Source organism: Pandoraea sp., from assembly GCF_004297875.1.
Classification (GTDB): Bacteria; Pseudomonadota; Gammaproteobacteria; order Burkholderiales; family Burkholderiaceae; genus Pandoraea.
Genome location: NZ_SCSK01000023.1, coordinates 1 through 25,079, shown reverse-complemented (window position 1 = coordinate 25,079; position 25,079 = coordinate 1). Strand labels below are relative to the sequence as shown.

At 63.8% G+C, this 25,079-nt stretch carries 27 protein-coding genes; 9 read left to right on the top strand and 18 right to left on the bottom strand.

Annotation, left to right across the window (positions count from 1 at the left end):
- Nucleotides 1–6: 6 nt before the first annotated feature.
- Genes EPN80_RS06945 through EPN80_RS06930 form a run of 4 tightly spaced genes read right to left on the bottom strand, consistent with a single transcriptional unit; the run spans nt 7 to nt 6,414 of the window.
- Nucleotides 7–1,131 carry an ABC transporter permease gene (locus EPN80_RS06945; protein ID WP_293025138.1) on the bottom strand — a complete coding sequence of 375 codons (1,125 nt, stop codon included), beginning with the start codon at nt 1,129–1,131 and terminating at the stop codon, nt 7–9.
- 2 nt (nt 1,132–1,133) lie between these two features.
- Nucleotides 1,134–3,884 (bottom strand): ribosome-associated ATPase/putative transporter RbbA, encoded by a 2,751-nt coding sequence (gene rbbA, locus EPN80_RS06940; protein ID WP_293025136.1) that lies wholly within the window; start codon nt 3,882–3,884, stop codon nt 1,134–1,136.
- Nucleotides 3,881–4,954 (bottom strand): HlyD family efflux transporter periplasmic adaptor subunit, encoded by a 1,074-nt coding sequence (locus EPN80_RS06935; protein WP_293025134.1) that lies wholly within the window; start codon nt 4,952–4,954, stop codon nt 3,881–3,883. Before EPN80_RS06935 ends, rbbA begins: the two co-directional genes overlap by 4 nt.
- Complete coding sequence (locus tag EPN80_RS06930) at nt 4,951–6,414, bottom strand: efflux transporter outer membrane subunit (RefSeq protein WP_293025132.1); 1,464 nt, start codon at nt 6,412–6,414, stop codon at nt 4,951–4,953. The genes EPN80_RS06935 and EPN80_RS06930 overlap by 4 nt, the downstream gene beginning before the upstream one ends.
- Before the next feature lie 482 nt (nt 6,415–6,896).
- Here EPN80_RS06930 and EPN80_RS06925 point away from each other — a divergent pair, with 482 nt between their 5' ends.
- Nucleotides 6,897–7,196: a DUF2288 domain-containing protein gene (locus tag EPN80_RS06925; RefSeq protein ID WP_293025130.1), complete on the top strand. Its 300-nt coding sequence runs from the start codon at nt 6,897–6,899 to the stop codon at nt 7,194–7,196.
- 22 nt (nt 7,197–7,218) lie between these two features.
- On the opposite strand, the gene EPN80_RS06920 is transcribed toward EPN80_RS06925, so the two are convergent.
- On the bottom strand, nt 7,219–8,115 hold the full coding sequence (locus EPN80_RS06920; protein ID WP_293025128.1) for a lipid A biosynthesis lauroyl acyltransferase: 897 nt from the start codon (nt 8,113–8,115) through the stop codon (nt 7,219–7,221).
- A 13-nt stretch (nt 8,116–8,128) separates the two neighbouring features.
- Nucleotides 8,129–8,413: a hypothetical protein gene (locus tag EPN80_RS06915; RefSeq protein ID WP_293025126.1), complete on the bottom strand. Its 285-nt coding sequence runs from the start codon at nt 8,411–8,413 to the stop codon at nt 8,129–8,131.
- Between the two features lie 389 nt (nt 8,414–8,802).
- Between EPN80_RS06915 and EPN80_RS06910 the strand changes: the two genes are divergently transcribed.
- The gene (locus EPN80_RS06910; protein ID WP_293025124.1) at nt 8,803–9,450 is read left to right on the top strand and encodes a phosphatase PAP2 family protein; all 648 of its coding nucleotides are present in this window, start codon (nt 8,803–8,805) and stop codon (nt 9,448–9,450) included.
- A gap of 27 nt (nt 9,451–9,477) precedes the next feature.
- Here EPN80_RS06910 and EPN80_RS06905 read toward each other — a convergent pair whose 3' ends face one another.
- Entirely contained in the window at nt 9,478–10,581 is a 1,104-nt protein-coding gene (locus EPN80_RS06905) for a saccharopine dehydrogenase NADP-binding domain-containing protein (protein WP_293025122.1), read from the bottom strand.
- 163 nt (nt 10,582–10,744) lie between these two features.
- On the opposite strand from EPN80_RS06905, the gene EPN80_RS06900 reads away from it, so the two are divergent.
- The 6 genes from EPN80_RS06900 to EPN80_RS06875 all read left to right on the top strand — a co-directional run bounded on the left by EPN80_RS06900 (nt 10,745) and on the right by EPN80_RS06875 (nt 14,884).
- Complete coding sequence (locus tag EPN80_RS06900) at nt 10,745–11,206, top strand: Lrp/AsnC family transcriptional regulator (RefSeq protein WP_293025120.1); 462 nt, start codon at nt 10,745–10,747, stop codon at nt 11,204–11,206.
- 106 nt (nt 11,207–11,312) lie between these two features.
- Nucleotides 11,313–11,510 carry a hypothetical protein gene (locus tag EPN80_RS06895; RefSeq protein WP_293025118.1) on the top strand — a complete coding sequence of 66 codons (198 nt, stop codon included), beginning with the start codon at nt 11,313–11,315 and terminating at the stop codon, nt 11,508–11,510.
- Between the two features lie 153 nt (nt 11,511–11,663).
- Complete coding sequence (locus EPN80_RS06890; protein ID WP_293025116.1) at nt 11,664–12,203, top strand: iron transporter; 540 nt, start codon at nt 11,664–11,666, stop codon at nt 12,201–12,203.
- A 69-nt stretch (nt 12,204–12,272) separates the two neighbouring features.
- Nucleotides 12,273–12,620 (top strand): cupredoxin domain-containing protein, encoded by a 348-nt coding sequence (locus EPN80_RS06885; RefSeq protein ID WP_293025164.1) that lies wholly within the window; start codon nt 12,273–12,275, stop codon nt 12,618–12,620.
- A 36-nt stretch (nt 12,621–12,656) separates the two neighbouring features.
- A complete protein-coding gene (locus EPN80_RS06880; protein ID WP_293025114.1) occupies nt 12,657–13,493 on the top strand; it encodes an FTR1 family protein in 837 nt (278 codons plus the stop codon).
- Nucleotides 13,490–14,884, top strand: a complete 1,395-nt coding sequence (locus EPN80_RS06875) for a 4Fe-4S binding protein (protein ID WP_293025112.1) — start codon at nt 13,490–13,492, stop codon at nt 14,882–14,884. The genes EPN80_RS06880 and EPN80_RS06875 overlap by 4 nt, the downstream gene beginning before the upstream one ends.
- Nucleotides 14,885–15,196: 312 nt before the next feature.
- On the opposite strand, the gene EPN80_RS06870 is transcribed toward EPN80_RS06875, so the two are convergent.
- The 11 genes from EPN80_RS06870 to EPN80_RS06820 all read right to left on the bottom strand — a co-directional run bounded on the left by EPN80_RS06870 (nt 15,197) and on the right by EPN80_RS06820 (nt 23,548).
- A complete protein-coding gene (locus tag EPN80_RS06870) occupies nt 15,197–15,445 on the bottom strand; it encodes a hemin uptake protein HemP (RefSeq protein ID WP_293025110.1) in 249 nt (82 codons plus the stop codon).
- 118 nt (nt 15,446–15,563) lie between these two features.
- Nucleotides 15,564–16,034, bottom strand: coding sequence for an SRPBCC family protein (locus EPN80_RS06865; RefSeq protein WP_293025108.1), 471 nt, complete (start codon nt 16,032–16,034; stop codon nt 15,564–15,566).
- Between the two features lie 27 nt (nt 16,035–16,061).
- Nucleotides 16,062–16,466 carry an OsmC family protein gene (locus EPN80_RS06860; RefSeq protein ID WP_293025106.1) on the bottom strand — a complete coding sequence of 135 codons (405 nt, stop codon included), beginning with the start codon at nt 16,464–16,466 and terminating at the stop codon, nt 16,062–16,064.
- A gap of 171 nt (nt 16,467–16,637) precedes the next feature.
- Nucleotides 16,638–17,504 carry a pirin family protein gene (locus EPN80_RS06855; protein WP_293025104.1) on the bottom strand — a complete coding sequence of 289 codons (867 nt, stop codon included), beginning with the start codon at nt 17,502–17,504 and terminating at the stop codon, nt 16,638–16,640.
- Between the two features lie 234 nt (nt 17,505–17,738).
- Nucleotides 17,739–18,158, bottom strand: a complete 420-nt coding sequence (locus EPN80_RS06850; RefSeq protein WP_293025102.1) for a biopolymer transporter ExbD — start codon at nt 18,156–18,158, stop codon at nt 17,739–17,741.
- A 27-nt stretch (nt 18,159–18,185) separates the two neighbouring features.
- The gene (locus EPN80_RS06845; RefSeq protein WP_293025100.1) at nt 18,186–18,926 is read right to left on the bottom strand and encodes a MotA/TolQ/ExbB proton channel family protein; all 741 of its coding nucleotides are present in this window, start codon (nt 18,924–18,926) and stop codon (nt 18,186–18,188) included.
- A gap of 31 nt (nt 18,927–18,957) precedes the next feature.
- A complete protein-coding gene (locus EPN80_RS06840) occupies nt 18,958–19,671 on the bottom strand; it encodes an energy transducer TonB (RefSeq protein ID WP_293025098.1) in 714 nt (237 codons plus the stop codon).
- 428 nt (nt 19,672–20,099) lie between these two features.
- Nucleotides 20,100–20,345, bottom strand: coding sequence for a (2Fe-2S)-binding protein (locus EPN80_RS06835; RefSeq protein WP_366468355.1), 246 nt, complete (start codon nt 20,343–20,345; stop codon nt 20,100–20,102).
- Between the two features lie 96 nt (nt 20,346–20,441).
- The gene (gene murI, locus EPN80_RS06830; protein ID WP_293025094.1) at nt 20,442–21,257 is read right to left on the bottom strand and encodes a glutamate racemase; all 816 of its coding nucleotides are present in this window, start codon (nt 21,255–21,257) and stop codon (nt 20,442–20,444) included.
- 90 nt (nt 21,258–21,347) lie between these two features.
- Nucleotides 21,348–21,827: a bacterioferritin gene (gene bfr, locus EPN80_RS06825; protein WP_293025092.1), complete on the bottom strand. Its 480-nt coding sequence runs from the start codon at nt 21,825–21,827 to the stop codon at nt 21,348–21,350.
- A gap of 200 nt (nt 21,828–22,027) precedes the next feature.
- Complete coding sequence (locus EPN80_RS06820; RefSeq protein WP_293025162.1) at nt 22,028–23,548, bottom strand: fumarate hydratase; 1,521 nt, start codon at nt 23,546–23,548, stop codon at nt 22,028–22,030.
- 370 nt (nt 23,549–23,918) lie between these two features.
- Here EPN80_RS06820 and EPN80_RS06815 point away from each other — a divergent pair.
- A partial coding sequence (locus EPN80_RS06815; protein ID WP_293025090.1) for an AMP-binding protein occupies nt 23,919–25,079 on the top strand: 1,161 nt, incomplete at its 3' end.

The window sequence follows — 25,079 nt, the reverse complement described above, 5'->3', positions numbered from 1 at the left end:
GCGACGCTAAGCAATTTGGCTCAGGGTGCGGCGAAAGCGCCGCAGGGAAATCGCAAACAACACCGATCCGATGAACAGCAAGGCGAGAAACGGCTTCCAGACAACGTCGATACCCGCGCCGCGATACAGGATCGCCTGTCCCAGTTCGACAAAATGGGTGGTGGGCGCGGCCAGCATGACGTATCGCACGATCGCCGGCATGCTCTCGCGGGGCGTCAGGCCGCCGGACAGCATCTCCATAGGCAGCAGCACCAGCACCATGAGCATGCCGAACTGGGGCATGCTGCGTGCCAGCGTGGCCATCAGAATGCCCATCGAGGTGGTGGCGAACAGGTGCAGCGCGGCGCCCAGCAGGAACAACGCCATGGATCCCTCGATCGGCACATGCAGCGCGCCGCGCACGACGAACGTCAGCGAAAATGCGGCAGCGACCAACACGACTACGCCCATCGACCATATCTTGGCCAGCATGATCTCGACGGGCGTCACCGGCATGACCAGCAAGTGCTCGATGGTGCCGTGCTCGCGCTCGCGGATGAGCGCCGCGCCGGTCAAAATGATGGAAAGCATGGTGATATTGTTGATGACTTCCATGAGGGCGCCGAACCACGAATGTTCGAGATTCGGGTTGAAGCGCATGTGCACCGCCAGGTCGACCGGCAGCGCGGCGGTCCCGCGGTAATGCTGCAGAAATTCGTCGACCTCGCTGGTCACGATTTGCTGGATGTATCCGCTGCCGGTGAAAGCCTGGCTCATGCGCGTGGCGTCGACGTTGAGCTGAATCTGGGCGGGCTTGCCGGCGAGGATGTCGCGCTGGAAGTTGGGCGGAATGTCGAGCGCGAAAGTATAGTCGCCCGCATCCAGGCCGCGGTCCACCTGCGCCGGCGTGATCATCAGCGGTGCCTTGAACTGCGGCGGAAAGAACGCCGCCGAGATACGCGTGGACAGCGGCGAGGCGTCCTCGTCGACGATGGCGATCGGAGCCAGGTGCAGCGTATCGGGCTGCGCGGTGGCTGCCGCGTAGATCGCCGCCGTAAACGTATAGACAATAAGCACCAGCAGGAACGGGTCGCGCAGCAGGCTCCAGAATTCCTTCAGGCCCAGCCGGTAGATGTTCGATAGCCTGCGCATGATCATTTCTCCTGTTTCCTGAGCAACAGGAGCGTGGCGCCCAGCACCACCGGCACGGCGGCGAACAGTGGCCAGAATTGGGCGTGCAAGTCGCCAAAACCCAGGGCCTTGTTGATCACGCCGCGGCTGATGGTGAACATGTAGGTCGCTGGATAGACCAGGCCGATCAGCCGCCCGCCGCCTTCGAGCGACGACAGCGGATTGATCATGCCGGAGAATTCGACCGCCGGTATCAGCGTGCCGATCAAGGTGAAGAACATCGCCGCGACCTGGCTGCGGGTGAAGGTCGATGCCAGTAGCCCAAAACCGGTCGAGATGATGTTGAAGATGAGCGCGGCCCCGAGCAGGGTCATGAAGCTTCCCTTGACCGGCACGCCGAATGCGTATCTCGCCAGTAACGTCATCAGCAGGAAGTTCAGCATGGCCAGGATGACGTAGGGGACCTGCTTGCCGAGCAGGAATTCGCCACGGGTGACCGGCGTGACATAGAAATTGATGATCGAGCCGAGCTCGCGCTCGCGCACCACCGCCAGCGCCGTGAGCATCGAGGGCAGCATCATCAGCAGCAGCGGGATGACGGTGGGCACCATGGCCGGCATGCTCTTGACGTCCGGGTTGTAGCGAAAGCGCGTTTCGATGTCGAGCGACGAGGCGGGTACCGCGCCGAGCCGGTGCAGGGCTTGGTCGAGCAGCCAGGTTTGATGCATGCCCAGGACATAGCCGCGAATCGTCTCGGCACGTTGCGGCATGGCGCCGTCGATCCACACGCCGATCTGGGCGGTGGTGCCGCGTCGCAGGTCGCGCGAGAAGTCAGGCGGGATTTCGATGGCCAGCGATAGCGCCCCGCTGCGCATATGGCTGTCCAGATCGCGGTAGCTCGACAGTGGCGCCTGTTCGTGAAAGTAGCGCGAGCCCGCGAGACTCGACACGTAGTCGCGGCTCAGCTCGGTCTGATCCCGATCGAGCACCGCAAAGGTCAGGCGCTCGACGTCGAGACTGATCCCGAAGCCGATCACGCACATCAGCACGAGCGAGCCGAGCAAGGCCAGCGCGGCACGCAGCGGGTCGCGTCGCAATTCCAGGGCTTCGCGCCACATATAGGCGAGCGCGCGCGCCGGGCTGAAGCGCCGCCGCCGCGCGGGTGCCGCGGGGGCGGCAGCCGGCGCATCGATTGCCGCCGGCGGTGCGATCTCCTCGCTCGCCGACTGGCCGATCGCCTCGCTCAGATAATCGATGAACGCCTGCTCCAGCGACGCCGCGCCGCGTGCCTCGATCAGCTCGCCCGGCGCGCCGCTGGCCAGAACGCGCCCGGCATGCATCAGCGAGATCCGGTCGCACCGCTCGGCCTCGTTCATCAGGTGGGTGGATATGAAGATCGTTACCCGATCGCGATGGGCCAATTCGATCATCAACTGCCAGAAATTGTCCCGCGCGATCGGATCGACCCCCGAAGTTGGTTCGTCGAGGATCAGCAACTCCGGCTTGTGCACCATGGCCACGGCCAGCGACAGCCGCTGGCGCACTCCCAGCGGCAGGCGCTCGGGCAAGATCTCCAGCACGTCATTCAGGCCAAAGCGCGCGGCCATATCGGTCACCCGGCCGGCGATCTGCGTTGGCGGCACATTGAACAGGCGCGCGTGCAGCGCAAGGTTTTGGCGCACCGTCAGCTCGCCATACAGCGAGAAGGTCTGCGACATGTAGCCGACGCGCCGGCGCGTGTCGATGTCCTCGGGCGCCACTTCCCGGCCGAGCAGCAGCGCGGACCCGCCGCTGGCCGGCAGCAGGCCGGTCAGCATTTTCATGGTGGTCGATTTGCCGCACCCGTTGGAGCCGATAAAGCCGAAAATCTCGCCCCGCCTGATCTGGAAAGTGACGCGGTCGACCGCGACGAAGTCGCCGAACCGCATGGTCAGATCGCGCGCCTCGACCGCGATGTCTGCGTCTTGCAGTGCCTGCGCACGGACCATTGGCGGGCGAACGTGGCCTTGCCTGCGCGCCGGTGGCAGCAGTTCGATGAACGCGGTCTCGAGAGATGTGGTGCCGGTCTGCGCGAGCAGCGCATGCGGCGTGCCGGTGGCCAGGACGCGGCCGGCGTCCATTGCAACCAACAGATCGAAGCGTTGCGCTTCGTCCATGTAGGCAGTCGCCACGATCACGCTCATTTGCGGGCGTGCGGTACGAATTTGGGCGATCAGATCCCAGAACTGCGCGCGCGCGAGCGGGTCGACCCCGGTGGTCGGTTCGTCCAGGATCAGCAGATCCGGATCGTGGATCAGCGCGCAGCACAGGCCAAGCTTCTGTTTCATCCCTCCCGAGAGTTTGCTCACGGGGCGTGCCAGGAACGGGTACAGGCCGGTACTGTGCGTCAGTGCGTCGATGCGGCGGCGCTGCTCGGCCAAGCCATGGCCGAACAGGCGCGCGAAGAACCGCAGGTTCTCCTCCACCGAAAGCGTCGGATAAAGGTTTTTACCCAACCCCTGGGGCATATAGGCGATGCGCGGGCAGACATTTTCGCGGTGGTGCCGCGATTTCATGTCGCCGCCGAGTGTTTCGACGCGGCCCCGCTGAATCGCGCGCGCCCCTGCGGCCAGCGCGAGAAGACTTGATTTGCCGACGCCGTCGGGCCCGATCACACCGACGACGGCTGCTGCGGGAATGTCGAGCGTGAGATTGTCGAGCGCGATGGTCTTGCCGTAGCGCAAGACGGTGTCGCGAAATCGCACCACCGGCGGGCAGGGCGTGGCGGCATTCACTGCGGGACCTTCAGCGCCAGACGGGCCGGCCAGGCGGCCTGCGGATCCGTTCTGACCCAGGCCACGCCCGGCAGGCCGGTTTTCACTTGCGCAAGATGCCGGCGCAACAGATCCGGGTCGATGCGCGCCTTCACTTTGAACATCAGTTTTTGTCGCTCGCTGGCGGTTTCCACCGTCTTGGGGGTGAATTGGGCGGTACTCGAGACGAACGTGACGCGGGCGGGCAACACGTATTCGGGCGCCGCGTCGAGGATCACGCGGACCTGCGCGCCTTGCGCCACGCGCCCCGCGACCGTTTCTGGCAGGAAGAACGTAATGTAGACATCCGACAGATCGACCATATTGAGCACTTTGCCGCCTGCCGGCAGCACTTCGCCGGGTTCGGCCACCCGATACTGGATGCGACCGTCCCGGGGCGCGGTGAGCTGGCTGTCGGAGATGTCGGCCTGCACGCGCGCGACAGTGGCCTGCGCTGCCTGCACGGCCGAGCGCGCTCCCACCAGCTGGGCGCGGGCTGCATCGATAGCGGCCTGGGCGGCGGAGACCTGCGCCAGAGCCGCGCCGACGGCAGCCTGCACGCTGCGCACCCTGGCGCGATCGTCGTCGAGTTCCTGCATCGAGGACGCGCCTTCGCGAGACAGCGTCTGCGAGCGGGAGAGCCTGCGCTGTGCCGCGTCCAGTTCGCTTTTACGCTGCGCCACCACTGCCTGTGCGACCGCTTTATCGCTTTGGCGCTGAGCCACCTGGGCTTGCATGGCCAGCACGCTGTCGGCGGCCTGCCGAGCCCGGGCGCGCGCCTCGTCGAGTTGCGCCTGGAGTACTTGCACTTGCATGCTGGCCAGCAACTGTCCCGCTGTCACGAAATCGCCTTCGTTCACGAGGATGGCGTCCACGCGCCCCGGGAGCTTGGTTGCCACGTCGATCTCGGTCGCCTCGATGCGGCCGTTGCCGCTGATCAGGCCCGCCGCGCGGTTGTCATTGCGCCACTGGTGCCAGGCGTAGAAACCGAGCGCTGCGGCCGCCGCCAGCAGGATCGCAAGCAATAGGAATTTTCGATTGATGGAAGTCATGGCAAGACGCCCCGTTGCATTGACGAGTCATTGGCCCGCGGTTTGGCGGCGTTCACGGCGCCAGACGTGTCGCCCCCGAGCGCGATAAAAAGCGCGACGCGGCTCTCGAGCAAAGCCCGACGCGTCTGTATCAACTGCTGCTGCGCGGCGAGCATGTCTCGCTGCGCATCGAGCACCTCGAGGAATGGCGCGGCGCCGCTGTCGTAGCGCAGCTTGGCCAGACGCGCCCGCTCCGTTTGCGAGGCCAGGGTGTCGCGTTCGATAGTGATTCGCTCGCTGAGCCAATGCGCTTTGGCAAGGGCGTCGGCGACGTCGCGAAATGCTGCCTGAATGGCCTTTTCGTATTGCGCCACGGCTTCGTTCTCGCGGGCGCGCGCCAGTGCCAGATTACTGCGATTGCGCCCGGCATCGAAGATCGGCAGCGACAGACTCGGCACGAAGCTCCAAATGGCGCTGCCGCCGGAGAACAGATCACCGAGCGCGGTGCTGCCGGCGCCGAACGAACTCGTGAGCGCGATACGCGGAAAGAACGCGGCCCTGGCCGCGCCGATGTCGGCGTGTGCCGCGCGCAACTGATGCTCGGCGGCGACGATATCCGGGCGATTCTCCAATAGCTCCGAGGGCAAGCCGGCGCGAGGCGGCAAGATGCTGTCATCATCCAGCGAATATGGGGCTGGCCGGAGAACCGTCGGCGCGCCGACGAGCAGGTCCAGTGTGTGCGCGGCCAGCGCACGCGACTGTTCCAATTGCGCCATTAACGCCTGTGCCTGTTGCAGTAGGATTTCCGCCTGCGTGAGCTCCAGCTTGGAGATGGCGCCGACCTGGTAGCGGCGTCGGAAAATATGCAGCGACGCCTGGCGGCTGGAAATCGTCTGCCGCGTCAGCGCGATGCGTTCGTCGAGTTCGCGCAGTACCAGAAAACCGTCGGCGACTTGCGCGATCAGGCTGAGCCTGACCGCCCGGCGCGCCGCGGTGCTGGCAAGAAATTGCTCGAGCGCCGCTTCTTTGAGGCTGCGCACGCGACCCCAGAAATCGAGCTCCCAACTGCTTTGTGTCAAGGTCAGGTCATACAGGCTGGCAGTCAGCGGCTGGCTGCTCAGGAGACCGCCCGGCGCGTGAAAGCGAGCGTAAGTTGCACCGCCGGAAATCGTCGGCAATTGATCGGCGGCGCGCACGCCGTAGGCGGCACGGGCCGCTTCCACGCGTTGTGCTGCCACGCGCAGATCGCGATTGTGCGAGAGCGCTTGTGCAATGACAGCCTGCAAATCGGTATCGACGAAGTAGTCGCGCCAGTCGATCGGGGCAGTGGCGGCGTGGCTTGCCGGCGTTGCATCGGCAGGGTAACGGTTGGGCACCGGTAGCGGCGGGCGCTCGTAAGGCGGCACCAGCGAGGCACATCCGGCGCAAGTGGCCAGCAAAACGATCAGCGCCGCGCCAAACGGCACGCGTGCGCCGGGCACAGTGCTCTGCCGTGGCAATTTGCCAGGAGACGGAACGACTCGTCGCATGGTGGGTGTGGTTCGCTGTGATCGATTCAGGTGCCGCTGGCGAGCCTTGCGCCCCAAGCGCATAGTTTCGCGCCCGATGCGCGGCGTCAGTGGCCGGCCCGGCTTGGCAATTCGATGCCGGATAGCTCGTTTATAGCCGAGCAGCGTTGGGCGGTCATGATATTTGTCAATGAAGTCGCAGCGCTACGGCACGCTGGCGCCGCTCGGGCACGCGTATCGGTCAGGCTGCCGTGACGGGCGCGAAGGCTGGCGAGGATCGGCCAGTGTGCGGCACAGCCAAGGTGACACAGAAATATCGGACTACGACTCGAGGCTCGGTGTTGCGCGCTTGCATGCAAACCGCAAGCCCGTGGGGGCAGCGGCCGACGCCAGGCGCGCTACAATGCGCGCTGTTTTCGCTCTATGCGCGCCGCCCGGCGCGGCAAGGATTCGTCGTGGAACAACCCAGCCCGCTTTATCTTCAGCTACTCGGCGAGACGGCGCGCATCGAATGGCGCGAACTGGAGAAATTTTTCGCGCGCGGCGTATTGCTGCACGTCACGCGCGAGCTCGATCTGGTGTCGGTCGCCGAGGCCATGGCCAGCGATGCTTCGCAGCAGGTCGCGGCGTGGCTGGCCGGCGGGCTGCTCGAACGAATGTCGGCCGACACCGCCGCCGATTATGCGAGCCGCTCGCCGTCGCTGTGGGCTGTGGTGGTGTCGCCGTGGGTGCTGGTGCAGGAGCGCCCGGCTTGAATCGCCGGCTCGCGATGGATCGTCAATAGACCGGAGGCTCGCCGTGAGGGCGCGTCTTGAAGCGACGATGCACCCAGTAGTACTGATCCGGCATGCGGCGCACCTGTTCTTCGAGAAACGCGTTCATGCGGCGCGCATCTTCCTGGAGATCATGGCTCGGGTAATCGGCCAGCGCCGCGAAAATCGTCATCTTGTAACCCTGGTAGCCGGGCAGCACCTCGGTCACGAACGGCACGACGCGGGCGCCGCTGGCTTTGGCCAGGCGGGCGATCGATGTCAGTGTGCAGGCCGGCACGCCGAAGAACGGGACGAACAGGGAGTCGCGGTGGCCGTGGTCCATGTCCGCGGCCAGCATTACCGGTTTGCCGCGCTTGAGTGTCGCGAGCGTCCTGCGCGCGCTATCGGCGCGTGAAATCATCTCCGCGCCGAACCTGCCGCGTTGCTGTTTTGCCAGCTGATCGACGCGAGTGCTCGACATCGGCGTGTAGAGCGAGGCAATGGGGTTGCTCAGCGAGTACATCATCGAGCCGGCCTCGATCGCCACGAAATGAAAACCCATGTAAATGGTCGGCGGCGGATCGGTTTCGCTCAAGTCGATGGCGCTCTGGACGCACACCAGCTTGCTGATGGCGCGTCGGCTGCCGAACCATTGGATACCGCGCTCGACATAACTGCGGATGACGTGGCGAAAGTTTGCTAGGGCGAGCCGTTCGTATTCCTGCGCACTCCGGTTCGGGAAACACAGCCGCAGGTTCGTGTGAACGATACGCTTGCGTGAGCTGGGAATCTGATACAGGAGCGTGCCCAGGACGTTACCGAGCCGCGCCGAGACACCGTATGGCATCAACGCCAGAATGCGCAACAGGCATAGCGCGAGCGAGAAACCGATTCGCTTCGTGATCTGTGTGGGTGCTGCCACGGGCGGCGCCCGCCTACAGATCTGCGATCGTCTCGTTGGGCACCTGCCCGTCGATGATGCCGCGTCCGTGTGCTTCGGCCGCGCGCTTGGCTTCGCCGAATGCGCTGAACAAATTGATTTGCGAAAGCTTGAAAACGCGACTGTTGGCTTCGGTCGGCTCGGCGCCGGCGCGGATCAGCTTGACGGCGACGTCGTATCCTTCCGAATGCCTGGGCGCGCTGCCGTCGGCACGACGATTGGGATAGACCAGTGCCTGGATTTCGAAACCTTTGTAAATCGGCAAGACGGTATTGAACATGACGGAATCTCCGTGTGCCCCCGTGCGGGGTGTCGATCGCCCGGCAATGGACGCGCGCCGCGCTTCGCGCCGCAGGCAGTCAAAATTCGGAAGAGCGCAGGTTGTGGGTGTGGCCCGTGACGGGCTGTTTGCGCATTCGCACGACAATCTGGCGGAGCGTGCGGGGCGGGGAGTTGGCAGACCGCTGCCATGAATGACGGGCGGGTTTGAGCAGCCGCATCATTCTGCATTGATTGTCCTGTATTGGCAACACAATTGAAACTATCAGGCAGCGCCGCCCGTCGCGTCCGGGCCGCGGCCAATGCTGCCGTCCGCGGGCGCCGGACTTAACGCTGACACGATGTTTCGCTAAACTCGCGCTTCCGATATTTCCCGAAAGGGGACGCCCTATGCCCAGGTTTGCCGAACGTCGCGCCCTAGCGTGGCTCCTGTCCTTCCTGGTATGCGCTGTGCTGGTGGGCGTGTGCATCCGCTGGCTCGATCGCCCGCTGTCGGGTTGGGTGCACCGCACGACCTACGGCAATCCGCTGGTGATTCGCCTGAGTCAGATTCCGGATCCGCTGTTTGTGCTGGCTTGGCCGGGCCTGTTGCTTGCCGGTGGGGTTTCCCTGTGGCGTCACCGTTTCGACGGCGCCTGGGCGAGCCTGGCGCTGTGCTCGGGCAGCGTGGCACTGGTCGAGTTCATCAAGAACGGGTTGAAAGTGATCGCCGGGCGCACCTGGCCCGAGACCTGGATCAACAATAACCCGTCATTCATCCGCGACGGCGCCTTTGGTTTTCACTGGTTCGCCGGCTGGGACCGGGCTTACGCATCGTTTCCCTCCGGCCATCTCAGCGTGATGCTGGCCTGCGCCAGCGTGTTGTGGCTGCGCCATCCGCGTTTGCGCTGGCTGTATCTGCTGGCCATCGTGCTGACCGCGATCGGCCAGCTTGGCGCCAACTATCACTGGCTGAGCGACGTGATCGCCGGTGCGTTTCTGGGCGCGGCCACGGGTTGTTTCACCGTTTGGCTGGCCCGTCGTCAGGCACGCGCATAGCGGGCGTGTCGCGCGCGCCCGTGCGGATCACGAGATCGACTCGATACGGGAAGACCTCGCGTAGACGCGCCCGAACCGATTGGCCAGAAAGTCCGGTAGGGTGATTTGCTCCTGACGGATCAATCCGTGCTGTGGCAATCTCCCCTCGCGAAACAGGTCGAGCGCGGTGCAGATGCCCGCGGCAGTGGCGATCTGGATGGCGCTGGCGGCGTGGCCATGGTTGCGCTCGGCGAAGATTTTCCGCGCAAACACCTCCTGCGTGAGCGCGCTGTTGCGCAAGCCACTGGCGGTGACGAACACCAGCACGACGTCCTGCAGGGTCGATGGCACCGCGCGGCGCAAAATGCCCTTGAGGTTTTCCGGATCGGACTTGAGCTGCAGCTCGTCGAGCAGCACGCTCATCAACGCCCGATGGCCCGGGTAGCGAACCGATTTGTAATCCAGATTGCGCACTTTGCCGGCCAGCGAGTCGCACAGCGTGCCGAGTCCGCCCGAGGTATTGAACGCCTCGTACTCGACGCCATCGAGCGAAAAGTGCTCCATGCCCTCGAGCGGCAGCAGGGTGATCGGCTCACCGTCGCGGATTGCCTCGCAAGGGCGACAGTACTCGTTGATGAGCCCGTCGACGCTCCAGGTCAGGTTGTATTTGAGCGAGTTGGTCGGGAAAGTCGGCAAGGCGCCAACGCGCAGCTTCAGATCCTGCACGACGTCGAAGCGCGAGGCCATGTCGTGCGCGACGATCGAAACGAAACCGGGTGCCAGGCCGCATTGCGGCATGAAGGCGGTGCGCGCGTTCGCTGCCAGACGAGTAATTGCATGCGTGGCGGCAACGTCTTCGGTCAGATCGAAGTAATGACAGCCTGCCGCCGCCGCCTGGGTCGCCACGTGAACCGCCAGCGAATAAGGCAGTGCATTGACGAGCGCGTCGTGCCCGGCCAGCGCCTCGCGCAGCACGTCGGGCCGATCCAGTGCCAATGGTTGCAGGGCCTGGCCATGCTGAAGCGATTCGGCGGCAGCGGCCAGTGCCTGTGGATCGCGATCCATGAGGGTGACGTGATAGTCGCCGCTGGCGGCGAGGATGCGGGCGATTGCGCGGCCGATATGGCCGGCGCCAAGCAGTGCGACTCTCATGAGATCTCCTTTTCTCTGCCCAGGGACCGGCGGGCTTGGCACGCCGGCTTGTCCTCAGTGTAGAAAGGGAGTGAGACGAAATGTAGCGTGATTGTGACGATGTCATGCATTATGCTGAGTTTATGACGAGATTTTTTGTCAAAACGTCAACGGAGGTGTTGTGATGGCGATGACTTCTCTCGCGCTGGATGAACTCGATCGAAATCTGCTGGCGCAACTGCGCGTCAATGCGCGGGAGAGCGCGGCCAATCTGGCGCGTCGCCTGGGGGTGGCACGCACCACCGTGCTGGCGCGCCTGAGCCGGCTCGAGCGGCATGGTGTGATCGCCGGTTATACCGTTCGTCTCAGTCAGGACATGCCTGGCGGCGGACTGCAAGCCTGTGTCGGCATCTCGCTGCAGCCACGGGCCGGGGCCGACGTGTTGCGCCGTCTGTCGAAAATGCCGGAAATTCACCTGCTGTGCACGGTCAGCGGCGAGTTCGATTATGTGGCCTGGTTGCACACGGCCTCGCCCGAACAGCTGGACGCGCTGCTCGATGAAATCGGCCAGATCGACGGCGTGACCAAAACCACCACGTCGGTGGTGCTGGCGCGCAAGATCGATCGCGGCACGGTGCTGCCCTGACGCGGGTGCGCGGGCGGGGTAATTGGAGTAGCATGACGTCCGTCCATCCACCCTGTGCGCCAGCCGACGGGCTATCGTGGGCCACGCGCACTCCCACCGTCCGGTCATGAACGACAATCAGAAAACCGATAACACCAAGGGCTTCACGATCTTTGTCGTGGTGTTCATTCTGCTGCTGATCGGCAGTCTGCTGTTCCTGGCGTTGCGCAGCAAGCGCGAGTACGACGCGCAAAATGCGGGCTATGCGGCGACTGCTGCTGGCGCTGCTCAGGCCGCGCCGGGGGCCGCCAGCCAGGCACGGTAATTCCGCCGACGAACGTTGCGCCGTGCCGAGCACGGCGTTTGCCGACGTTCCAACCAGGACGCCTCGAGGCAGGCGGTTTGTTTTCCCGCGACCTTGGTGCTACACTTCCGAATTGAGAATAGTTACTATTAACATTTTCTTTTGGGAGTGCATATGCGTATCGCTTCATGGGTTGTCTCCGCTTGCCTGATTGGCGTCATGGCCACGGTTCAAGCCGCCGAATATCCGATTGGCAAGCCTCAGATTGCCGGTGGCATGGAAGTCGCAGCGGTATACCTGCAGCCCGTGACGATGGATCCTCCGGGCATGATGCGCAAGGCGGAGGACTCGGACATCCACCTTGAAGCCGATATCCACGCGGTCAAGAACAATCCGAACGGTTTTGCCGAGGGCGACTGGATGCCGTATCTCGTGGTCAAGTACGAATTGACCAAGCAGGGCAGCAAGCAAGTACTCAAGGGCGACCTGATGCCGATGGTGGCGAGCGACGGGCCGCACTACGGCGACAATGTCAAGCTCATGGGCCCAGGCAAATACAACCTCAAACTCACGGTGCTGCCGCCGTCGGCCAATGAGCGCGCCCACTTCGGACGCCACGTCGACAAGGAAACCGGTGTCGGCCCTTGGTTCAAGCCTTTCACCACCTCGTACGACTTTGTTTTCGCGGGCGTGGGTAAGAAGGGCGGTTATTGATCGTTCGGCGCCGAGCGCGCCGCGGGTGGCCGCGGCTTTGGCGCCGCTTGCATGGGAGTGAATCAAATGATCAAGCATAGGGGCCGTCTGGCCGTCGCGGGGGCAGCGCTGGTTTGCCTTCTGGGCGGCATGGCGCCGGCTGGCGCCGCGGATTTGCCGACGTTCCGGCTCGAAATGCAGGACGGCAAGCTCAATCCAGCCAGGATCGAGGTGCCAGCGGGCAAGCGCATCAAGATCGAGGTTCACAACACCGGCAAATCGGCGGTGGAGTTCGAGAGTATTCAATTGCGCAAGGAGAAGGTATTGGCTCCCGGCGCGCAATCGTTTGTGGTGATCGCGCCGCTGTCGCCCGGCGAATACAGGTTTTTTGACGATTTCCATATGCAGACGGCGCAGGGTGTGATCGTCGCCAAATAAGCGCCGGCGTGGCGCGGGTATCAACGAGAGGGTGCGATGGGACAGGTCATGTTCATCGTCTGGCGCGAAAGCGTCGAAGCGTTATTGGTGGTCGGGATCCTTTATGCCTGGCTCAAGAACAGCGGAGAGTCGGCTCGCAAGGGCGTGGCGTATCTGTGGGCCGGCGTGGCGCTGGGGATTGCGGCGGCCATCGGGCTGGGCGCGGCGCTGTTGGGTTTCACTGAAATTCTGTCGGGTGACGCCCAGGATTATTTTCAGATCGCCATGGTGCTGATTGCCGCGGTGCTGATCGTGCAGATGGTGCTGTGGATGAAGAAGCACGGGCGCACGCTCAAGCGCGATATGGAGGCTTCGCTGCAGAAAAGCTCCGAGTCGTCCAATTGGTGGGGCGTTCTGGTTCTGGTCGCGCTGGCGATAGCGCGCGAAGGCAGCGAGACCGTGATTTTCCTCTATGGATTGGGCTTCGGCCAGGGCGGCGCGATTTCCGGGGCCATGGTGGCGGCGGTGCTGATCGGTCTGGGGCTGGCCTTGCTGACTTTTTACCTGCTGCAGTTGGGCGGACGGATTTTCTCGTGGCGGCTGTTTTTTCGCGTCACTGAGGTGATGCTGCTGTTCCTGGCCGCCGGCCTGCTGATGACCGGCATCGACCGCCTGATTTCGCTCGGCCTGGTGCCCACGCTCGGCGACCAGGTATGGGACAGCGCAAGACTGCTCGACGACGCCAGCCCGGTTGGAAACCTGATTGCGACGTTGACCGGCTATCGCGCGCATCCGGCGGTGATGAACCTGCTCGTGTACGCCGCGTATTGGGCAGTGGTCTGGCTGTTCCTGCGCCGGGCTCAACCCCAGGCCAGACCGGTGCGGGCCGCATGAATACCCTGGCGACACCGCCGACCCGGCTGGCTCGCCTGGGGTTGTGGATGCAGCGCAATGGCGCGCTGATTCGCGGGGTGCAATGGGCGGTAGTGGCCGTGTATGCGGTGCTGATCCTGGTGCCGGCCTTCACGCCGCTGCCGGGCGAGACCGCGCATATCTGGTCGAATCTGACGCTGTTCGCGCAGTTCGTATTCTGGGGTATCTGGTGGCCATTCGTGCTGGTGAGCATGGTGCTGCTCGGGCGCGTATGGTGCGGTGTGCTTTGCCCGGAGGGCGCATTGTCGGAATGGGCCAGCAGGCATGGGCGAGGCCGATCGATTCCGCACTGGATACGCTGGGGCGGCTGGCCGTTCGTGGCGTTCGCCGGCACCACGATCTATGGGCAGATGGTCAGCGTTTATCAGTACCCCAAGGCCGTGCTGCTGGTGTTGGGTGGCTCGACGGTGGGCGCCATCGTGATCGGCTATCTGTATGGCCGCGACAAGCGCGTGTGGTGCAAGTACCTGTGCCCGGTCAATGGCGTGTTCGCCCTGTTGTCGCGGCTTGCGCCGTTTCACTTCAAGGTCAATGAAGAGGCGTGGCGCGCGTCGTACAACACTCACGGGCACAAGACGATCGCCGTCAACTGCGCGCCGCTGGTGCCGATGCGCAATATGAAAGGCGCCGCGTCCTGTCACGCTTGCGGCCGTTGCGCCGGACATCGCGGCGCGATTGCCCTGACCCTGCGCACGCCCGACGAGGAAATCGTCAAATACGGACAAAGCCAGAACAACAGCCTGTGGGACAGCGCCCTGCTCCTGTATGGCTTGCTGGGGATCGCCATCGGCGCGTTTCACTGGACCGTCAATCCCTGGTTCGTGCAACTCAAGCAGGCGATTGCGACCTGGTTGATCGACCGTAACATCATGTGGCCGTTCGACACCACCGCACCGTGGTGGCTCTTTACGAATTACCCGACGCAAAACGATGTTTTCAGCTGGCTCGACGGTTCCCTGGTGGTGGGCTATATCGTTGCCAGCGGGCTGCTCACGGGAACGTTGCTGGCGCTGTTGTTCGCCTTGGCCACTCGCGCGCTGGGGACGTGGCGCACGGTGCGCTTCAACCATTTGGTGCAGGCGATGATTCCGATCGCCGGGTGCGGGGTGTTCATCGGCCTGTCGGCGACCACGGTGAACCTGTTGCGCGGCGAACATTTGCCGGTGTATTGGGCCAATCCCGTGCGTGCCGCGCTGTTGACTGTCACGACGCTGTGGAGCCTGTGGCTGGGCTGGCGTGTGACCGGGCGGCATAGTGTGTCGATCGCCAGGCGCCTGGCAAGCATGATGGGCGTTGTCGTCGCGCTTGCGCTGGTCAACGGGCTTTGGCTGCTGATGTTCTGGATCTGGTAGCGGTTGGCTGCGGCGCGATAGTGCCGGCCTGGCGTGCCTGATCGGCACTTGCCGCTCGTACGAAAACAACAAATAAAAGCGGCGCGCCGAAGGCGCGCCGCAAAGTGCCGCAAGGGCCGGGTTCGAAGAAATCACGGTGGAGCAAAAAAACGGCTTGGCTGGCGTGCAATGCGGGTAGAGAAGGGGCTGCCGTAACTACATGGGACTGCATTGCATTCGCTGGCTACTGCCAAACACCTCGCGTAGAGGTGGTCCCCACAAAACTCGGTACGATGGCCTGCCCGGCCTGACGACCGGCCGGGCAGGCCGGATTCATTTCGTCAGAATCAATTTGCCATAACGCGTAGCGCGCAACTGATAGGTCTGGCCGTTATGCGTGATGCCTACACACGACGTGCCCCGCAACAGGTGGTCGCTGCTGAGCAGGCGTTGCCCGTCGGCGGTGGCGGGCTCGGCCTCGGCCTTCTTCGCCGGCACGGACAGCGTGCGACGCGGTGTGACCGGGGTGTTCGGCGTGTCCGCTCGACGCGAAAGATTCTGATAGAGCGTCACTTGGGTCATGGCAATGTCCATTGAGCTAACGTTGGGTAGAATATAAATGAGAATCATTTCTATTTGAAATAGAAAATATCCATTTGCCGCCGCGCTCAATAGCGAGCCTCTAATGGCCCGGCGATGTTCAGTCGAGCTGGCCGCTTTGCGCGTATTCGCGGATGCGGCGCACCGTGTCGATGTCGGCTTCGCGATAGGCCGATTTGACGAACTCGCTGTATCGCAGCGCCTCGGCGTCGCTGTTTTCAGGCAGCGTCGTGGCGTAGCTAAAACGCACGAAAAGGCGCGTGTGCGCCGGCTCTTCGATGGACATCGTCAACGTGCCGCCGGCGTGCTGGTCGGTCGCGGCGGTCTCGTAGCGCACTTGCTGCAGCGGCTCGAATACGACACGATCCTTGACTACCGCCTGTCCGTAATGCAGCTCGCGTTCGAGCAGGGCGTCGGTGCGATGGCGAATCACGCATTCGTCGAGCCCCAGCACGAACAGCTCGGGCTGCTCGGCGCGCAACACCAGGCCGCGCCAGAGCTGTTCGCGGCTCAGGATGTCGATCAACGGATTGAGCGGGTCATTGACTTCGATCAAATGTTCGTACTGCAAGATAATCTCCTTGGCTGCGCCGCCGGCTTATGCCGCCAGTTCGCTGGCGATGTCGATGTGCCCTGACAGAATCTTGTGGACTGGACAGGCATTGGCGATCTGCAGCAGACGCTCGCGCTGCTCGGCCGACAGCGGGCCATGCAGCGCGATGCGGCGCGTGATCGCGTTGCCGTCGACCGGCTTGCCGGCGGGGTTCAGCGCGAGCGTGACGTCGACGCCTTGCAGCGGCCAGGCCTTGCGCCGCGCATACATGGTCAGCGTAATCGAGGTGCAGGCGCCCAGGCTCGAGAGCAGCAGGCTGGTGGGCGTAGGCGCCAGATCGCGGCCGCCGAGTTCCGCCGGCTCGTCGGCCTGCCATTGATGAATGCCGTCGCTCAGCGCGGTGGTGAAGCCGGTCTCGCCAAGGTGCGCGGTGACGGTAAGGTCGGTCATTTCAGTCGATCTCCGGGATAGAAATTTCGGTGTTGTGGCATTGCCGACGCGCTGCTCGAGCGCGGTCGACGATGCCCGCATTGTCTCGCAAAAGTACCGTCCGGGCAGCAGCATTTTGTGCCAGGCTGTCCGGCACGACCGGCCGCTGCCGGGGCCGCGCCAGCGTGCGTATCAGGACGGCCCGATCGCCGGCTCCGTCAGGCGCCCGGCGTGGAAATCGGCGTAGGCGCGCTGCACTTCGCTCATGGTGTTCATGACGAATGGGCCATAAGCGGCCACCGGCTCATCGATCGGCTCGCCGGCATAGACGATCGCGCGCATCGATTCGTCGCCGGCGCGCAGCGTAAGAGTATCGGTCGCATCGGCGTCGCCAGGTCCGAACCAGGCCGCGTCGGTGGCGCTTATCCGCGTTGGCTCGCCACCGGCGACGCCGCTGCCTTCGAGCACATAGGCAAAGCCGCGAAAGCGCGCAGGCAGTGTTTGCAGCCACGCCGCACCCGGTGCGAGCCGAATGTCGAGCAGATGCATCGGCCAAAGGCTACTGTGGGGCTGATCCACGGCCTGTGCGCCGGTGCCGGCCTGACCGGCGTAGACGCGCACCTCGACACCGGGCGCGCGCCATACTGGCGTTTCGGCCAAACGCTGGTCGCGGTAGCGCGCGGGCGTCATTTTGCGTGCGGCGGGCAGGTTCAGCCAAAGCTGCAGCGTATGCGCGAGCGCCTCGCCATGGGGCAGTTCGCTGTGCAGCACGCCGCCGCCGGCGGTCATCCACTGGACGTCGCCTGCGTTCAGCACACCGTGACTGCCGGTATGGTCGCGATGTTCGATCGCGCCGTCCAGTACCAGCGTGACGGTCTCAAAGCCGCGATGCGGATGAGTCGCAAAGCCGCCGGGCGCGCGGAACCAGTCCTCCATCAGCAGCAGGAACGGCGATTGACCGGGGAAATCGCGCGGGGCGACCACCATGCGGTTTTGCTCGACCTGATCGGTGGCGCCGCCTCGCGAAGCCCGATGCACGATGTGAATCCTTTTTTCCATGGTGTCGCTCCGCTGCGACGGGAGAGGCCGATGAAACGTTTCATCGGCGGGCGTGCAGTAACAACGATTGTATGAGCGAGGCGGTGGCCTTTTAAGGCCACGATCCAGGAAAGATTGTTCTGTTAATGGAACGATCCGGTCGGCGCGCGGGGAATATGCGCGGCGACGGCATCATCCGTTTGGCCGGGCCCTCATGCCTGGGCGCGATGGTCGTGTATTCGGGATTGAACCTGGTTACCTGGGTTGCGGCTGTGTCACGAAACCGAGCTGGGTCACGCCGCTGCTTTGCGCTTCCGACATGATCTGGGCGACTTGCTCGTAGCGCACGCCGCGATCGATGAACAGGTGCAGTTGCGGCACCGGCCGGGCCTGTCCGGCGGCGGCGAGTTTGTTCAGCAGCGCGGCGTGATCGACCGGCGCGTTGTTCCAGAGCACCGTGCCGTCGTCCCGCACTGTCAGATCGACCTTGCCTGGTTGGGTGTCCTCCGGTTGGCTGTTGGCTTGCGGCAAGTTGACCTTGACCGCCTGATTGATAACCGGCAATGTCACCAGAAAAATAATCAGCAGCACCAGCATGACGTCGACCAACGGCGTCATATTGATTTCGCTCATCAGTTCGCCGTCATCATCGTCGTTGTACGATCCCATCGTCATGAGGATGCTCCCTGACCGGTGATGCGGTTACTGACCTGCGCCGGTGCCGGGCTGCGGCACTGCGCTGAGCGAGGCGCCACTGGTGAATTGGGGTGCATGAATGTTCGCGCCAGTGACGAAAAACGCGTGCAGGCCGTGGGCGAAGCGATTCAATTTAGCCAACACGGCCCGGTTGCCGCGGGTAAGCGCGTTGTAGCCGAGCACGGCGGGGATCGCCACGAACAGGCCGAGCGCGGTCATGATCAGCGCTTCGCCGACCGGACCGGCAACGTGGCCGATGGACGTCTGGCCGCTGGCACCGATGGCCAGCAGTGCATGGTAAATGCCCCATACCGTGCCGAATAAACCGATGAAGGGTGCGGTACTGCCGATCGAGGCCAGGACGGCCAGCCCGCCCTGCATGCGGGCGACGCTTTCATCGACGGAGTTTTTCAGGCAGCGGGTGATCCAGTCGCTGATGTCCATGCGGTCATGCAGACGCGGCAGACTGTCGCGATGATGCTCGGCGGCATCCTGGCCGGCCAGGGCCAGCAACAGAAACGGGTTGTCGCGCGCATTGCCCAGGCACTGCAGACCCGACGAAAAATCGCCCGCCTGCCAGAACGCCTGTTCGGCGTGTCGCGTCAGTCGCCGCAGGCGGCACAGGTAACCGGTCTTGATGACTATAACGGTCCATGACAGCACTGACATCCCCAGCAGCAGGGCGATCGTGGCGTGGGTCACGAAATCGCCCTGCTGCCAGACGTGACTGAAACCGTACTCTTGCATTTCGCTATCCTCGAAAACGCTGAATTTCGACTTAATTATCCTGATTATCCAGGCGGAACGTGTAAGGCTTGACGGCCGCTGCCTTGACTGGCTGTCCGTCGCTGCGCGGCGGTTCGCAATGCATGGCCAGCGCGGCGTCCCGGGCGGCCCGGTCCAGACGAGCCGACCCGCTCGACGCGATCACCTTGGCCTGCTCGATCGTGCCGTCCTTGTCGATGACCAGACGCAGCCGGACGGTGCCTTCCTCGCCCAGGCTGGCCGCTTCACGCGGATATACCGGCGGGCTGCCCGCGCAACTGACCTTCAGCCCCTCGATCGGGCGCTCCAGTGGCGGGGCCTCGACCGGCGCCGCTGGAGGGGCCGGGCCGGCAGTCGCGGCAACGGACGCCGGCGCGGCGCGCGTTGCCCGGGTGTCCGGCCGTGCGGCTGGCGCGGCTCGGGGTGCCTGCGATGGCCGCGGCGAGGGTTGAGCCGCCGGCTCCGTGCGCTTGACACGTATCGCCGTCGGTACCGGTTTGGGTTGCACTCTCGGCTTGGCCGCCTCCGGCGCTGGCGGGATCGCCGGGCGGGAGGCTGGCGCGGGCCGCGGGGTAATGGGCAACAGCGTCGCCATGATCGCCGGCGTCGTGATCGTGGCCGGCGCCGGCGCCGGATCCGGCAAGTGGAGCAGCAATAGCAGCGCGCCTGCGTGCAGCAGGGCGACTGCCGCGAAAACGCGGATCGCGCGCGGCGATATTGTCCGCATGCGGGGCGCACGCTCGCGCCGGGGTGGCAGCGGCAGACTCGACATTTCAGGATATTCCCGGCTCGCGCTGGCGGCCGGCATGGCGGATACGGCCCAGGGCGGGTGACAGTATCAGCGGCGGAACAGGAAAAAAGAGATGCATAGCGTCGCGACAAAACCAATGAGCAATTCCATCCCGGTCTCCCACAAGGTAAGCACAGAGTCACTGGCTGGCCGTGGGCGCGCGAGATATATCGCTATGCCGAGTCTGGCTGGCTATTCGGTCACACAGCATCGGCAGCCGTCGCTGCGATGGGCAGCCGCCAAGGATATGATGGCGGCACGAGAATCACTGTGGGCCGTTACGCCGATCGGCCCATGATACACGCGCGATGCGCGCCGCGGTCGACTTGGCCGCGGGTCGGTAAATATCTGTGATGCGTGTCCGCTCAGGCGGCCAGCGCCGCTTCGCGCGGCTCGGCGCTTTGCCCCGGGTACGGTTGGCCGATCGAGCGAGCCGAGCAGGCGATGCCGCAAGGGACGCCGTCGAGCATTTCGCGCACGTAGTCCTCGCATTTGCCACAGCATAGCGCTACGCCCAGATCGACCTGGAGTTCTTCCAGCGACGTGGCACCGGCATCCACACAGGCTTTGATCTGGCGGTCCGAGACGGATTTGCAAACGCAGACAATCATGGCAAACACATTGAATGAAATACTAATGAGAATAATTATCATTAATTTCTCAGTGCATTGCAAGTGTGCAATGCAGTAACTACGTTGTGCTTGTGGTTATTGATTCAGCGCAGGCAGGGGGATTTCGATGGTCTCGGCGGGCGCGTCGAGCTGCAACCATTGATGCGCCACACGCTGCAGCAATGCGGCGTCGGCCGTGGTGCACAGCCGAACGGTGCCGGTCGTGCCGGCAGGCTGGCGCAGATCGTGCTGGTCGAGTTGGCGCAGCAATTGACGCGCAATCGCCTCGCCGGTGTCGATCAGTGTCAGGCCATCGCCGGCAATGCGCCGAATGGCCGGCGCCAGAAAGGGGTAATGGGTGCTGCCCAGCACCAGCGTATCGGCGCCGGCGGCGAGCATCGGGTCGAGATATTGATGCAGCAGCGCCTGTACCTCGAGCGAATCCAGGTCGCCCATTTCGATTCTCTCCACCAGGCCGTGGCCGGCGCGGCAGATAAAACGGCAGCGATCGCTGAATTCGGTCAGCAGCCGCTGGAATTTGGCGCTGCGCAATGTGGCTGCCGTCGCCAGCACGCCGACCACGCCGCTGCGCGAGGCCAGCGCGGCGGGCTTGATGCCCGGCTCGACGCCGATGGCGGGCAGCGTGAAGCGGGCGCGGAAGGCTGTGATGGCATGCGCGGTCGCGGTATTGCACGCCACCACCAGTGCCTTGGCGTGCTGATCGCACAGCCATTGACCGATTGCCTCGCTGCGCTCGGCAATGAAGGCGTCGCTGCGCTCGCCGTATGGCGCGTAGCGGGAATCGGCGCAGTAGATCAGCGATTCCTGCGGCGCCAGCGCATGGATGGCACGCAATACGGACAAGCCACCGAGGCCGGAATCAAAGATGCCGATGACGTCGGAACGAGACATGGCGATGAACGCAAATGGGGAGTGGGGGCGATAAAAAAGCCGGTCGCGGCCGGCTTCTGGATTTTACCTGAAACGGATTCGGGCGGGCGCTCAGGATTCGGGCGAGCCCATGCCCGACTGCAGGTAGTTCGGCAGGCCGACCTTGTCGACCAGTTCGATCTGCGTCTCCAGCCAGTCGATGTGTTCCTCGGTGTCATGCAGGATTTGCGCGAACAGGTCACGCGATACATAGTCGTGCACCGATTCGCAGTGGGCGATGCCTTCCTTGCAAGTCGCTTGCGAGATGCGTTCGAGCTTCAGGTCGCACGCCAGGATTTCTTCGGTGTTCTCGCCAATGAGCAGCTTATGCAGATCCTGGAGGTTGGGCAGCGCATCGAGCATCAGGATGCGTTCGATCAGCTTGTCGGCGTGCTTCATCTCGCCGATCGATTCGTCGTATTCGTGCTTGCCGAGCTTGTCGAGCCCCCAGTGCCGGTACATGCGGGCATGGAGGAAATACTGGTTGATGGCGGTCAACTCGTTCTTGAGTTGGGCGTTCAGGTACTCGATGACTTTCTTGTCGCCTTGCATGTCATGTTCCAAAGATGAGGACAAAAATGAAGATCGGCGCTAAAAGATAGCGCGCTTTACCTTGAAAGCCAAGCCGGGCCGCGTGTTTTGTGAACCGTGGCGATAATGGGAATGTAAGCCATTCGCAGGCGCCGCCCCATAAAAAAACCCAGGCCCCGCGGCCTGGGTTTGCGATGCGGTGCCACAGCGGCGCCGGATTGTTACGCGGCAGCGACCGGGATCTTGCCGATCTTGGCCTGCCACTCGCGCGGGCCGGTCTGGTGAACCGAGACGCCACTGGCGTCGACTGCCACGGTTACCGGCATGTCCTGCACGTCGAACTCGTAGATCGCTTCCATGCCGAGGTCTTCGAAGGCCACCACGCGCGAGCCGCGGATCGCTTTCGAGACCAGATAGGCGGCGCCGCCAACGGCCATCAGGTAGGCGGCCTTGTGCTGCTTGATCGCCTCGATCGCCACCGGGCCGCGCTCGGCCTTGCCGACCATCGCGATCAAGCCGGTCCTGGACAGCATCATGTCGGTGAATTTGTCCATGCGCGTGGAGGTGGTCGGGCCGGCCGGGCCCACGACTTCGTCGCGCACCGGGTCGACCGGGCCGACGTAATAGATCACGCGATTGGTGAAGTCCACCGGCAGTGCCTCGCCCTTGGCCATCATGTCGGCGATGCGCTTGTGCGCCGCGTCACGGCCGGTCAGCATTTTGCCCGAGAGCAGCAGCGTCTGGCCGGGCTTCCAGCTGGCGACTTCTTCCTTGGTCAGCGTATTGAGGTCGACGCGCTTGCTGGTTTCAGTGTTGGGCGTCCAGTGCACTTTCGGCCAGGCGTCGAGCGGCGGCGCTTCGAGCGTGGCGACGCCGGAGCCGTCGAGCACGAAGTGCGCGTGGCGCGTGGCCGCGCAGTTCGGGATCATCGCCACCGGCTTGGAGGCGGCGTGCGTCGGGTAAGCCATGATCTTCACATCGAGCACGGTCGACAGCCCCCCCAGGCCCTGCGCGCCAATGCCCAGCGCGTTGACCTTTTCGTACAGTTCGACGCGCATCTCCTCGATCCAGTCGCGCGGGCCGCGCGCGATCACTTCCTGGATGTCGATCGGGTCCATCAACGATTCCTTGGCCAGCACCATCGCTTTTTCGGCGGTGCCGCCGATGCCGATACCCAGCATGCCGGGCGGGCACCAGCCGGCGCCCATGGTCGGCACCGTCTTGAGCACCCAGTCGACGATCGAATCGGACGGGTTGAGCATGATGAACTTGGATTTGTTCTCCGAGCCGCCGCCCTTGGCGGCGACCGTCACATCGACCTTGTCGCCCGGCACGATTTCATAGTGGATCACCGCCGGCGTGTTGTCCTTGGTGTTCTTGCGCCCGCCGTCGGGCGGGTTGACGATCGAGGCGCGCAGCACGTTGTCCGGATTCAGGTAGGCGCGGCGCACGCCTTCGTTGATCATCTCGGTCAGCCCCATCCTGGCGTCCCAGCGCACGTCCATGCCGACCTTGACGAAAATCGTCACGATCCCGGTGTCCTGGCAGATCGGGCGATGCCCTTCGGCGCACATCCGGCTGTTGGTCAGGATTTGCGCGATCGCGTCCTTGGCCGCGGGACTTTGCTCCAGCTCGTAGGCCTTGCCCAGCGCGGTGATGTAGTCGAGCGGATGGTAGTAGCTGATGTACTGAAGAGCATCGGCGACGCTTTGTATCAGGTCTTCCTGCTTGATGGTGGCCATGGCGAATGATGTTTGATTGGGGGAAACGAGCTTGCGGCAACCGCCGCCGGCGGTGGCGATCTGCATGCCGCGGAATCGGGGCATTTTACAACGTCTGGCGCCGGTCATCACGGCCAGACGGGCGTCGTGCCGCGGACCACGAGGGAAAATAGCCGTGAATTTCCGTCTTCGTACCGCAAATGCAGTTGATAAAGCGGTGTAAATCGGCGGAAACTTCTTTTTGCTGTCGCCAGTAGTTCGCTTGCCCCGGGGAAATCAGTTACGATTGCAACAAAATGCCGCTTTCGCGATCTTGCCGCGTTGTAAGCCCACAGTAAGGCATTCACCTTAAGGTGGCGGAAAATATTTCAGCTTTCCATAGGAGACAATCATGGCATCCATCGAATCAGTAATGCATGAGCAACGGGTGTTTGCGCCGCCGCAGGCACTGGTCGCGCAGGCCAACATCTCCGGCATGGAGGCGTACCAGGCGCTGTGCGCCGAGGCCGAGCGCGATCATGAGGGGTTCTGGGCCCGTCTGGCGCGCGAGAATGTGGCCTGGCACAAACCCTTCACCAAGGTGCTGGATCAAACCAACGCGCCTTTCTATACGTGGTTCGAAGACGGCCAGCTGAACGTCTCCTATAACTGCCTCGACCGTAATCTGCAGAATGGCAATGCCGAGAAAACGGCAATCATCTTCGAGGCGGACGACGGCACCAGCACGCCGGTCACCTATCGCGAGTTGCACCAGCGGGTGTGCCGCTTTGCCAATGCCCTCAAGTCGCGCGGCATCAAGAAGGGCGACCGGGTGGTGATCTACATGCCGATGTCGATCGAAGGCGTGGTGGCGATGCAGGCCTGCGCGCGCATCGGCGCGACCCACTCGGTAGTGTTTGCGGGATTCTCGGCCAAGTCGCTCAACGAGCGCATCATCGATGCCGGCGCGGTGGCGGTGATCACCGCCGACGAACAGATGCGCGGCGGCCGCGCGCTGCCACTCAAGAACGTCGTCGACGAAGCGCTGGCGCTGGGCGGCTGCAATGCGCTGCACACGGTCATCGTCTATCGCCGCACGGGCGGCGCGGCCGGCATGCAGGCCGGCCGCGACGTGTGGATGCACGAGCTGAGCGCAGGCCAGTCGGATCAGTGCGAGCCGGAGTGGGTGGGTGCGGAGCACCCGCTGTTCATTCTGTACACGTCGGGCTCGACCGGCAAGCCCAAGGGCGTGCAGCACAGCTCGGGCGGGTATTTGCTGTGGGCCTCGCTGACCATGCAGTGGACCTTCGATATCAAGCCCAGCGACGTGTTCTGGTGCACCGCCGACATCGGCTGGGTGACCGGGCACACGTACATTGCCTACGGGCCGCTGGCGGTGGGGGCCACGCAAATCGTATTCGAAGGGGTGCCGACCTACCCGAACGCGGGCCGTTTCTGGGACATGATCGCGCGCCACAAGGTGTCGATCTTCTACACCGCGCCCACGGCGATCCGCTCGCTGATCAAGGCGGCGGAGTCGGACAAGAGCATCTACCCGACCCAGTACGACCTG